This window comes from Candidatus Symbiopectobacterium sp. 'North America' (assembly GCF_015762685.1).
Taxonomy (GTDB): domain Bacteria; phylum Pseudomonadota; class Gammaproteobacteria; order Enterobacterales; family Enterobacteriaceae; genus Symbiopectobacterium.
In genome coordinates this window covers 1-11,233 of sequence record NZ_PEHF01000037.1, presented here as the reverse complement: position 1 = coordinate 11,233, position 11,233 = coordinate 1, and the positions used below count along the sequence as shown (strand labels likewise).

The 11,233-nt window shown below is 49.0% G+C and carries 9 protein-coding genes and 2 pseudogenes; 6 read left to right on the top strand and 5 right to left on the bottom strand.

Features of this window, described 5'->3' with window-relative positions:
- The coding region (locus CS369_RS08380) for a DNA-binding protein (protein WP_280514750.1) at nucleotides 1-295 on the bottom strand (295 nt) is incomplete at its 3' end.
- A gap of 2 nt (nucleotides 296-297) precedes the next feature.
- Nucleotides 298-510, bottom strand: coding sequence for a helix-turn-helix transcriptional regulator (locus CS369_RS08375; RefSeq protein WP_196906733.1), 213 nt, complete (start codon nucleotides 508-510; stop codon nucleotides 298-300).
- A 216-nt stretch (nucleotides 511-726) separates the two neighbouring features.
- On the opposite strand from CS369_RS08375, the gene CS369_RS08370 reads away from it, so the two are divergent.
- The 3 genes from CS369_RS08370 (at nucleotide 727) to CS369_RS08360 (ending at nucleotide 1,792) form a co-directional block, all read left to right on the top strand.
- Entirely contained in the window at nucleotides 727-1,128 is a 402-nt protein-coding gene (locus CS369_RS08370; RefSeq protein WP_196906732.1) for a DNA-binding protein, read from the top strand.
- A 14-nt stretch (nucleotides 1,129-1,142) separates the two neighbouring features.
- Nucleotides 1,143-1,511, top strand: a complete 369-nt coding sequence (locus tag CS369_RS08365; protein ID WP_196906731.1) for a hypothetical protein — start codon at nucleotides 1,143-1,145, stop codon at nucleotides 1,509-1,511.
- 68 nt (nucleotides 1,512-1,579) lie between these two features.
- Entirely contained in the window at nucleotides 1,580-1,792 is a 213-nt protein-coding gene (locus tag CS369_RS08360; protein ID WP_196906730.1) for a hypothetical protein, read from the top strand.
- A 117-nt stretch (nucleotides 1,793-1,909) separates the two neighbouring features.
- On the opposite strand, the gene CS369_RS08355 is transcribed toward CS369_RS08360, so the two are convergent.
- Nucleotides 1,910-2,497, bottom strand: coding sequence for a Tar ligand binding domain-containing protein (locus tag CS369_RS08355; protein ID WP_196906729.1), 588 nt, complete (start codon nucleotides 2,495-2,497; stop codon nucleotides 1,910-1,912).
- A gap of 535 nt (nucleotides 2,498-3,032) precedes the next feature.
- Here CS369_RS08355 and CS369_RS08350 point away from each other — a divergent pair.
- Both CS369_RS08350 and fdhF read left to right on the top strand, forming a co-directional pair.
- Nucleotides 3,033-3,575 (top strand): 4Fe-4S dicluster domain-containing protein, encoded by a 543-nt coding sequence (locus tag CS369_RS08350; RefSeq protein ID WP_196906728.1) that lies wholly within the window; start codon nucleotides 3,033-3,035, stop codon nucleotides 3,573-3,575.
- A gap of 38 nt (nucleotides 3,576-3,613) precedes the next feature.
- A pseudogene (fdhF, locus tag CS369_RS08345) lies at nucleotides 3,614-5,727 on the top strand (formate dehydrogenase subunit alpha).
- Nucleotides 5,728-6,069: 342 nt separating this feature from the next.
- On the opposite strand, the pseudogene CS369_RS08340 reads toward fdhF, so the two are convergent.
- Nucleotides 6,070-8,259 (bottom strand): annotated as a pseudogene (locus CS369_RS08340) (sigma 54-interacting transcriptional regulator).
- 632 nt (nucleotides 8,260-8,891) lie between these two features.
- On the opposite strand from CS369_RS08340, the gene CS369_RS08330 reads away from it, so the two are divergent.
- Nucleotides 8,892-10,178 carry a dicarboxylate/amino acid:cation symporter gene (locus tag CS369_RS08330; RefSeq protein ID WP_196906726.1) on the top strand — a complete coding sequence of 429 codons (1,287 nt, stop codon included), beginning with the start codon at nucleotides 8,892-8,894 and terminating at the stop codon, nucleotides 10,176-10,178.
- Nucleotides 10,179-10,261: 83 nt separating this feature from the next.
- Here CS369_RS08330 and CS369_RS08325 read toward each other — a convergent pair whose 3' ends face one another.
- On the bottom strand, nucleotides 10,262-11,068 hold the full coding sequence (locus tag CS369_RS08325; protein WP_196906725.1) for a LysR substrate-binding domain-containing protein: 807 nt from the start codon (nucleotides 11,066-11,068) through the stop codon (nucleotides 10,262-10,264).
- Between the last annotated feature and the right edge of the window lie 165 nt (nucleotides 11,069-11,233).

The window sequence follows — 11,233 nt, the reverse complement described above, 5'->3', positions numbered from 1 at the left end:
ATTGGCGCACGATCTCAAGCAACTGGCTCGATGATGCTGTGGTTTTGGCTACTGCCGGAGCCTTAACAACACGTTGCTGTAATAAATTGTTGTAGTAGCTCTCACGGATGGCACTTTGTAATTCTGATGGCAACGCGTCTAATTGAAATTCATAAGCTATGCCCTTAACTCCACTCTTTTGCCTGGAGATCCAATTTTCCTTTTTGGCTTTCCGAAGTATGGAACTAATTGCTGAAGGGAATCCCGGCAATCCCGCTATATCCTTTGCTGTAACCCATTCACCAAGTACCACCATTTTTAATATCTCCCTGGCCAAATTTCTTGAGGAGTAAGTCCGATGGCATCTGCAATGATTTTTTCTGCTTTGGGATAGGGTTTATCCAACGCGTTTTTCAATGTGTAAGGGGACAAATTGTGTTCACGCCCCAAGCCAGAGAGGGACAGATTCTTTTTACGGAGCGCAGCCACTATATCGGCCCTGTGCATGTTTGCTCTTTTTTCACCGTTCATTTCATGCCATCCTTAAAAGTTAACTAACTAGCTAGCATAAAAAGTACCTATCTAGTTACTACAAACAATACTTTCATTGCGTTTTCAATGCAATGCTCGCAACAAAATAAATATCAACAAAATCATTAAAACAATTAATATATTGATGTTTAAATTATTTATTTTCATTTCGAGTATTGCAATAGCAACGACAAGAGCAACAATATGAGGTGCTTTGTGATTGCAGTAAATGAATGGTTTTCTGCCGGCGAGCTAGCAGGTCTACCTGGACTACCTGGTGATAAAAGCAGTGTTAACAGGAAAGCCAATAAGGAGGATTGGAAGAGGCGGCAAAGAAAAGGGGTTAAAGGAGTGGCATTTGAGTTTCATATCTCATCATTACCTACTGAAACGCAAGAAGCGCTAGGTATAGATAGTGTTTCATCTGGAGAAGATGAGATCGATACAGACGCACTATCGAAGATAATTGAGTCTGTTGAGCTTTTGTTGGATGGGAGAGCGAAGAAGCTGTCTCCACACACAAAGGCTAAAGTAATAGCGATACTTTATAGGTCATTTAAATCTAGCAAATTCATAGATATAAAGTTAATCAGAGAAACCATAGAGCTTGTGGCTTAGATTGAGGTCGTATTATGAAGGACGATAAAGTCGTACATATGGGTAGAAATAAAAAGTCTCTAGAGGATGAATTTTTGGAGATCGCGCAACTAATTAGCGACGATAAAGATGCTGAAGAACACAATACGAGCACTAATAAATCATCAATACATGTTAACGGTACAGGTAACGTTGTAGGAAACGGAAACACTGTTAACAATGTCATCAATCTAAACAGCGCCACAACCAAACGGGTACAAGTTAAAACTGGCGATGGCGTAGTGGACGCCAACCAAAAGCACCAGATAAAAAACCTTCTTTATGAATGGGTTGATATGCATAATTCTGTAAAAAAACCTCCATTAAATATGGTGCTGCCTGGAGTCGCCTTACTGGTTATCTGAAAGTCAATAGCTATCACGAAATTAAATCATCTAATTTCTCCAAAGCAATCAAATACCTGCACTCGAAAATGGGTGAACTTCGTAACATGCAATCCGCACCTAAAAAGATTGAGAACTGGAGGAATAAAACAATTAAATCAATACAAGCAAGATGTTCTGAAAAGGGCTGGCAAGAATGGCGCAAAGAGCATATGGCAAAAAAATTCGGTAAATCATCTATAACAGAGCTTTCAGACGAAGAGGTAAAGCAGCTTTACCAAACCGTTTGGAGTAAAAAGTAACGAAAAAAGCGGTGTTTATACTCAGAATTTAAATACCGCTTAAAACAGTTCATTCGGCGCTCAAAACTATGCAGTTTTAAATACAAAAAAGTCTGCTTTTGCTCATTTTCCTTTTTGCTATGCAAAATCTCTAAAAATCCACGAAAGGCGCACCATTAAAGGTGTCGCGCTATCCTGAATCCCTCCCTTAGTTATGCAAAAACGATCACTCCCCCCACAAAAGGCATGCACAATGGGATAGGTTTGGCTCAGACGTTGCCGCAATACGTCCGGCTCATTTTGTTGTAACGCTTGCTGTAACGGTTCCAGTGCGGCGGTCACCAGTGCCGACCAGGTGCGAACTACGCCCTCAATTGCCGCGGGCGTGACATCTCCGTGTGCACCGTTTTTGAATGCCTCCAGCGAGGATTTTACATTCGCGATCGCTGGCTGCGCTTGTGCCAGCGCCTGCCGGGCATTTTCCACATCGCTGTTTAGCGTATAGCTTGCCGCCCGTTCAAGCGTCGTGATGGCGCGAAAAGATTGTTCAACACCGTAGAGCAGTTGTGCATGGCTCTTTCTTTGCACTTCACTTTGCGCGATGAGCTGGGTCGCCTGTTGCAGGGAATACAGGCTATAGCCGGATGCCACGTCCCAGATTGCCAAGAGAAACGCCACAATCATCAACACCATAACTCTTATACTGATGTTCTTCAGAAAGCTCATATCACTACTCCATCATGCCTTCCCATACATCAGTTACAGCTAAGCCCAAAAGCACAGCACTGCACCGAAAAACGGAAGGAGGTTGAATCGCTATCGTATAGTCAAACCCACCGGCAAGAGCCAGCAGGAAACATTACCGAGTTTCAGACATGCGCCCTGAAAGCCTGCCTGTACCGAAATATTGTCCAATGAGAACACCGTTAAATAAGAAACCCTTTTTTATAAAATATGCACATCGAGTCCATTACGAGCACCCTTTTGAAGTATAGGCAGTGAATAAGGAAATGTGAGGTAAATTACATAAAACGCTTTTTCCTCCCGTCACCACCATCGTCAAATCTGCCGAAATTCCCCTTCAGTCGCGTCGTCACCGAATGTCGACACCCACCAAAACCTTATTTTTAACATAAAAATCAACATATTAAGTTTTTATTATCAGGTTGGCATAAATCATGTTTTGTGTAGGGTCATCTGCCGACACCAGCAAAGTGTCGACACCCACTTTATGTACAGAGCCGAGTAAGGAGAGCCCGTCATGAACCGGTTCGTTATTGCAGATTCCAAAAGATGTATCGGTTGTCGCACCTGCGAAGTCGCTTGCGTGCTGGCCCACGGCGATGGCAATACGGCATCGCTCAGTGCAACGCAGTTTGCACCGCGTCTCACGGTGGTAAAGAGCCTTGATATCAGCACCACCGTTCAATGTCGCAATTGCGAAGACGCTCCCTGTGCCAATGTGTGCCCCAACGGTGCCATTGTTCGCGCGCAGGGCAGTATTCAGGTGCGGCAGGAAAAATGTATCAGCTGCAAGACCTGCGTGGTGGCATGTCCCTACGGTGCCATGACCGTGATCAGTAAACCGGTCGTCAGAATCAGCCATCATCAGTTGATGGGGAGTGGGATGAAAGCCGAAGCACATAAATGCGATCTGTGTCAGGAGCGCGCTGCTGGCCCGGCGTGTGTTCAAGTGTGCCCCACCAAGGCGCTGCACCTGGTCAACCGCGATGATATCGACACCATGATCCAACAAAAACAACGGCGTGCGGCACTTGATGACGCCGCAGGAATCCAGTTCTGAACGGTGCCGTCCAGGTACGTGCAAGGAGATACAACATCATGCAAAAAGTGATTACCGTCTGTCCTTACTGTGGGTCAGGCTGCAAGATCAACATACTGGTTGAAAACGGCAAAGTGGTTGGTGCAGAAGGTGCGAACGGCGTAACCAACGAAGGTGAACTGTGCCTGAAAGGCTACTACGGCTGGGATTTTCTCAACGACAGCAAACTGCTCACCCCACGTTTGACTCAGTCGATGATCCGGCGTCAAAAAGGCGCGCCGTTTGAGGTAGTGTCCTGGGATGAAGCCATCGGCTTTGCCAGTTCAAAACTATTAGCCATCAAAGAAAAGTACGGCCCAGATGCCATCATGCACACCGGCTCATCACGCGGTCCTGGTAATGAAACCAACTACGTGGTGCAAAAATTTGCACTCGCGGTAACGGGCACCAACAATATCGACTGCTGCGCCCGCGTCTGCCACGGCCCTTCCGTTGCCGGATTACAGGTAACACTCGGCAACGGTGCCATGAGCAACTCCATTTGCGAGATTGAGCACACCGAGTGCATTCTGGTGGTTGGCTATAATGCCGCTGACTCGCACCCCATCGTGGCGCGTCGTATCATCAAAGCCAAAGAGCGCGGCGCGAAAGTTATCGTGTGCGATCCGCGCCATATCGAAACCGCCCGCATTGCCGATCTCTGGCTGCCGCTGAAAAATGGCTCCAACGTGGCGCTGGTTAATGAGTTTGCCAACGTGTTGATCAACGAAGGGCTTTACGATACTAACTTTGTGGCACAGCACACCGAAGGATTTGATGAATATCGTGCGTTGGTTGCCAAGTACACGCCGGAATACGTTGCGGAAATCACCGGCCTGTCTCCGCAGTTGATTCGCGATGCTATGCGAATGTATGCCGCCGCACCGTCTGCCACCATTCTGTGGGGCATGGGCGTCACACAGTGGACGCAAGGCGTTGACGTGGTGAAAGGGCTTTCCGGTCTGGCGTTGCTTACCGGTAATCTGGGGCGTCCCAACGTCGGCGTGGGCCCGGTGCGTGGTCAAAACAACGTGCAAGGCGCATGCGACATGGGCGCGTTGCCGAACCAATTCCCTGGCTATCAGAATGTGACCGATCCAGACGTGCGTGCCAAGTTTGCCAAAGCCTGGGGCGTGCAAGATCTGGCCGGGCATATCGGTTATTCCCTGACGGATGTGCCGCACAAGATTAAAGAAGGCAAAATCAAGGCCAACTACCTGATGGGTGAAGATCCGTTACAGACGGAGCCGGACTTGTCGATGGTGCGTGAAACCTTCGCCGAGCTGGAACTGCTGATCGTTCAAGACATCTTTATGACCAAGACGGCGGCGATGGCAGACGTTATCTTCCCGGCGACCTCATGGGGAGAGCACGAAGGGGTATACTCCGCTGCTGACCGTGGCTTCTAGCGCTTCTATAAAGCAGTACAGGCAAAAGGCAACGTCAAACCAGATTGGGAAATCATCAGCCTGATGGCAACGGCGATGGGCTACCCGATGCACTACAACAATACCCAGGAAATTTGGGACGAACTGCGCCACTCTACTTCGGTACAACTTACGAGAAAATGTCCGATTTGGGTTATGTTCCCTGGCCGTGTCTGTACGCCGGTAACAAGTTCGACCGCCCCGGCGGCAAAGGATTGTTGTTTGCAACGGAATGGCGTCCACCCATGGAACAAACCGATAGTGATTTCCCGTTGGTGCTCTCCACGGTGCGCGAAGTGGGCCACTACTCATGCCGTTCCATGACCGGCAACTGTACTGCGCTGCAAACCCTGGCGGACGAACCGGGCTGCGTACAAGTCAGCCCAGCAGACGCCGAACACCTTGGCTTGCGCGATCAGCAGTTGGCGTGGGTCTCCTCTCGCCGTGGCAAGGTGATCAGCCGCGTGATGGTAAGCGAGCGCATCAATAAAGGTGCGGTATACATGACCTATCAATGGTGGATCGGTGCCTGTAATGAGCTGACGCTGGATGAAGTCGATCCCATTTCCAAAACACCGGAATACAAGTACTGTGCAGTGAAACTGGAAGCGATTGAAAATCAGGCATGGGCGGAAAACTTTGTGCAACAGGAATACAGCGCATTGAAAGCCCGACTGCGGAAGGAAGCCGAGGTGGCGGGAGCATAAAGAATCCGTCATCCGACGGAGGGCGTGTTTATGCAGAGGACTGCGCCATGTTTCGTGCGCTAACCGTTCTGTATATCTCTGCCACTCGCGTGGCACGCGCCCGACACGGGGTGTGCAGTCGCCCACACCCCGTGACCCCGCGCTTTTTGCGGAATGGTGTCGCTGCGCGATACCTTTGGAAACCGTTGTCGCCGGACGGACCGCCAGCGACGTGCTCCCGGCACGGCGCTGGCTTTCGCCGCATCCATGCGGCTCATCCTGGCGTCATCGTTTTCCTCAGCACCATTCAACGCGGATATCACCCCCTCATGCAGCGAAAAGGTTTTGGGTCAGTCCCTAGACCTACTCCATCTCCTCGATATCTTTCACCGAGATCCCCATACGCTGCATCCGTGATAACAACGTGGTGCGTTTCACCCCCATGCGCGCCGCTGCTCCTTTTGGCCCGGCGACGATACCGTTGGTTTCACGCAGCACGCGGATAATTTTTTGCCGCTCGGACTCCACTTCGTCGTCCTGTAACGGCTGACGAGGAGGCATATCCTGAGCGGGCGCCACTGGCTTTTGAATATCGCTCGCTGACGGTGGCATTTGCTGCAATTCGGCCAGTTGCAGATTCAAGGTTGTACCACGCGTGAGGATCACCGCACGCTCGACGACATTTTCCAGCTCCCGCACATTGCCCGGCCACGGTAGTTGGCTTAACCGACGCAGCTCCTCAGAGGGAATATTGTCGATGGTGCGGTTCATCCGACGGGCTATCTTGCGCGTGAAGAACTTCACCAACAGCGGAATATCCTCCGGACGCTCTCGCAGCGGGGGGATTACAATGGGAAGACATTCAACCGGTAATAGAGATCGCTGCGGTATTCGCGATCCGCCACCATCTGTTTTAAATCGCGGTTGGTGGCAGCAATCAGGCGCACGTCAACGGAGATGACCTTACTGCCTCCGAGCCGTTCAATTTCTCGCTCCTGCAACACGCGCAACAGTTTGGGTTGCAACTCCAGCGGAATATCGCCCACTTCATCGAGAAACAGCGTGCTGTTGTCCGCCAGTTCAAAACGGCCCTGACGTTGCGCACTTGCCCCGGTAAAAGCCCCCTTTTCATGACCAAACAGATCACTCTCCAAAAGCCCGGAAGGGATAGCGGCACAATTCATTTTTACCATGCGTTTGCCCTGCCTCGAGCTCAGGCGGTGTATGGCCCAGGCAATCAATTCTTTGCCGGTGCCCGTCTCGCCCAAAATCAGCACCGTGCTGTCACTGGCAGCCACCATCTCCACTTGCTCCAACACCTGACGAATGGCTTGGCTACAACCAATGATTTCGCCAAACGCATCATCGCCATGCTGGCGCACATGCTCGGTCAACTGTTCAGTCAGATAGAAATTTTCATGGATCAAGCTGTCTTTAAGGCGGGTGATCTGTTCGTAGGCCACTGCGTTATCCAGCGCAATCGCGATACATGCCGCAATTTGCCGCAACAGCCGAATATCTGCCTCGGTCACCGCCAGTTTATGACGGTGGGCCAACTCCAATACCCCTAATACTCTGGTACCAAAGGTTAGCGGCAAAAGACACGCCTGGGTTAAGCCGCCATCAAGCCGCTGTGCCAACGTACCACGCGTCGACGTGCCGGGGGTACCCTCCCCTGGGGCACTCAGCACCACTGCATTGTTTTGCATCACTTGCGCTGCCAGGGTTTCCGTCAGCGGCACTTTCCCTTGCTTGTGGTATGAAGTTTTTCCGGCGGGACTTTCTCCAGCAGGATAATGGGTGGCATAGTAGGTTAACGGCCCGTCCTCGTTCTCGTTATCCCCCAGCGCCAGCGCGATAAAATCAATGTCAAAGAAACGGTGGATCTCGCGCGAGACCTCTTGCGCGAGCGCTTTTAATTCCAGTTTGGAGATAACGGTATTGGTGACATCGACCAAAATGCGGTAGTGATCGCGTTCATGGCGCAGAAATTCTGCCTCTTTCTGAGCCTGCTCGCGCGTCATGATATTTTCCAGGGCGCAGGTAACTACATTTGCCAACGCTTGAAAAAAGGCGATTTCACTGTCACCAAACAGACTGCCATCCTCCTTGAGAAACTCCAGCCTGCCCATCACGCGATCCGCGCCCGTTCGTACCAGTGGCACCAGATAGTAATCATTTAGCCCTAAATAGGCCGGATGTTGCGCCAGATAAGGATAATCGCGCAAAAAATGCAAACGGTCAGCGCCGCTGAAGTGTGGCATAGGTCCAGCTCGTACTGCCCGGCCCCTCTGCCAGCAATGCGCCCTCTTCGCTCCCTGCCACCTTGTCGGTAAGCGGATCGTAGCGATAAAAGCGAATCTGATTATGTAGCGGGTTAAACCAGAGCAGATGGATACGCTGAAACCTCACCACAGAAAAGGAGGCCCCTCGCAAAACCTGCAACAGATCGTCGACTGTGCGTTGTTGCAACACTGATAGGGAAACCTTTAACAGCGTATCCTGCCAGAGAATAGACTGTCGGGATGGAGAATCCGTCAAATGTATCGCCATAGCCACAGTAGTTTAATCACCATAATCCTTAAGGGTAATAGTGTAAGGGCTGACCACAGGAAATGACATGATGCGATAGCCATAGCTTGATCTGAATCGTGATTCATTTTCCTGAGGACAGCCAGGGTGGCCCGCATTAACGAATTTTGATATTACTCACAGAAAACTACTGCAATTAATGAATGTGGCAACAGAGAATTTGTCTGCGATCGACGCGCTGTTGCAGCACACTTTTCCCTCAGTTCTTCATTCTATTAATTATTAAGAGATCGTTTTTCATAAGCAAAAATGATAACCGTACGCATTAATGACAATAGAAACAGTTAACTAGCTGTTTTAAACATCAATTCCATTCAGCTCAACGAATGAACAGTTGCCATTTAATTCTCATTTTAGATAAAAAAACTAAAATAAATGCGTTTTTTGCATAATTGTTTCTCTCTTTGCATGATGAGGTATAAGAAAAAAAAGTAAAACCGTAGAATCGTTGTAATATCTTGGCCCAGGCAATATCACCCATAAAACATGACTGGTGCAGCAGGTCGTGCTTTTCGCAGGCATGGCCGCCGAGATCTGCTGACTGCCAATAACAATGTTTATTGCCTGAGTTTATTCATCAACATGAGGTCACTATGCAAAGGCAGAAGTTATTTAAGCAGATAGCACTGGCTATCATCTTAGGGATATTGATTGGCTGGGCTTGTCATCATTTTCTGGATGGCGGACGAGCAAAAGAAGTTGCATCTTACTTCAACATGGTCACAGACATCTTCTTACGCATGATCAAAATGATCATCGCACCGCTGGTGTTTGCTACTCTGGTTTCCGGGCTGGCAAGTATGGGCAACTCATCGGACGTAGGCCGTGTCGGTCTTAAAGCGATGACCTGGTTCATTACCGCTTCAGTTATTTCTCTGCTGATCGGTATCCTGTTTGCCAACATTTTGCAACCGGGTGCAGGCATGAACCTGACCGCGCCAACAACGGCGGTTGCTACCGGGCTGAATACTGATGGCTTTACGTTGAAGAGCTTCATCAGCCATATCTTCCCGAAAAGCATCGTGGAAACTATGGCGAACAACGAAATCCTCCAGATTCTGGTGTTCTCTCTGTTCTTTGGTTCTGCGCTGGCCTATGTCAAAGCAAAAAACAAAGCAGCCACTACCATCGATTCTTTAATTAATGAACTGGCCAAAGTGATGTTCCGCGTCACTGACTACGTGATGAATCTGGCACCCATCGTAGTGTTTGCTGCGTTGGCTTCTGCTATCACCACCCAAGGTCTGGGCCTGATTTATGACTTTGGTAAACTGATTGGCGAGTTCTATATTGGTCTGGCAGTACTGTGGGCGGTATTGTTTGGTGCTGGCTACCTGTCCCTCGGCAAACCAATTTTCCATCTGGCCAAACTGATTCGCGAACCCACCATGCTGGCCTTCGCTACGGCAAGCAGCGAATCGGCGTATCCTAAAACCATGGAAGCACTGAACAAGTTTGGTGTGCCGAAAAAGATCTCCAGCTTCGTATTGCCGTTGGGATATTCGTTCAACCTCGACGGCTCGATGATGTACCAGTCTTTCGCCATCCTGTTTATTGCGCAAGCCTATAACATTGACCTGAGCATCACCCAGCATATCCTGATTCTGTTAACACTGATGATCACCAGTAAAGGCATGGCAGATGTTGCACGCGCCTCTGTCGTTGTCGTGACGGCAACGCTGCCGATGTTCAGCCTGCCAGAAGCCGGCATTCTGTTGATTATCGATATCGACCAGTTCCTGGATATGGGGCTTACTGCTACTAACGTAGTGGGTAACAGTGTCTCCACCGCAGTGGTCGCGAAGCTCGAACAGAAAAATGGATTGATTGAAGATGACATTGACGAAGAAGTCGAATACGACGAAGTCAAAGTCAGCTAAACCATCAACATCAGTGAAATAGCACACAACTGAAAAGCGGCCTATGGGCCGCTTTTTTTATGAATGCAACCGCGTGTGGCTAACTAGTGATTCAAACTCTTCATGTAGCGCCAAAATTTTTCAGATGCGACATTGAGTTTGGCATTCATTCGATACAGGTAAACCTCCATGCGCATTACCGCATCGGGCATATCCAACACCGCCAGTTCCGGATTTTTGAGCTCTTCGCGAATGGAGTAATCCGGTAACCAGGCAATACCATAGCCCTGCAACGTCATGCGTTTAAGCAGGTCGCTCATTGAATAAACAAACGTTATTGAAAAACGCTCGCTGTTGGTGGCGGAAAGATAGCGGTTCACCTGCCGCCCCATATAGCTGGTATCAGTGTAGTTCAGCAACGGTACAGTTTCGGCACGCGGATTAAAAACAGGCTTTCCGGTTTTATCGCAGGCGCTGACCGGATAGAGATGGGATTCGAGGATCTTGGTGTGCATAAAAGGTTCAGACATCAGTTCTTCATTAAAGAAAGAAAAAATAAAATCACTTTTCCCCTCTTTCAGGTTTAGAACAGCCTCATCGACATCGATAGATTCCACATAGAATATTTTTTCCTGTTGCTCCGGCACCGTCTTTAACAGTTCAGGAAGAATAAATACTGAAAGTGAATGCTCTGCGGCCAGCGTGATTTTATTTTTATAGTAACTGCCGCCGTGTAATTTATTTAACTGATAGGCCAGATCGTCGAGCGTATTACGAATATGAGCATGAAACAGTCGCCCTTGCTCCGTCAATTTTAACGGGGTAGCATTTCTGTCAAATAATTCAATGCCAATGGCCGTTTCCAACGCAATAAAATCATACAGCCATTTGGTCTCAATGTTATTAAGCACAACTCACCTCTTTTTATCTTCACACCGCGCAGCGCCTGACGCTACAAACACTGCCGCTGTACAATCTGCGCAGTGACACGGCAGGAAAAGCATAGCCACACTGTAAGTATCCCGGTAAACCGAACCATTCACTTTTAGAGATCTTCTGACATACTGATTATGTCC

Bases quoted from the DNA above. Each gene is read 5' to 3' on its own strand.
- CS369_RS08350 (WP_196906728.1), top strand. From the start codon at position 3,033: ATGAACCGGTTCGTTATTGCAGATTCCAAAAGATGTATCGGTTGTCGC.
- CS369_RS08355 (WP_196906729.1), bottom strand. From the start codon at position 2,497: ATGAGCTTTCTGAAGAACATCAGTATAAGAGTTATGGTGTTGATGATT.
- CS369_RS08375 (WP_196906733.1), bottom strand. From the start codon at position 510: ATGAACGGTGAAAAAAGAGCAAACATGCACAGGGCCGATATAGTGGCT.
- CS369_RS08365 (WP_196906731.1), top strand. From the start codon at position 1,143: ATGAAGGACGATAAAGTCGTACATATGGGTAGAAATAAAAAGTCTCTA.
- CS369_RS08360 (WP_196906730.1), top strand. From the start codon at position 1,580: ATGGGTGAACTTCGTAACATGCAATCCGCACCTAAAAAGATTGAGAAC.
- CS369_RS08330 (WP_196906726.1), top strand. From the start codon at position 8,892: ATGCAAAGGCAGAAGTTATTTAAGCAGATAGCACTGGCTATCATCTTA.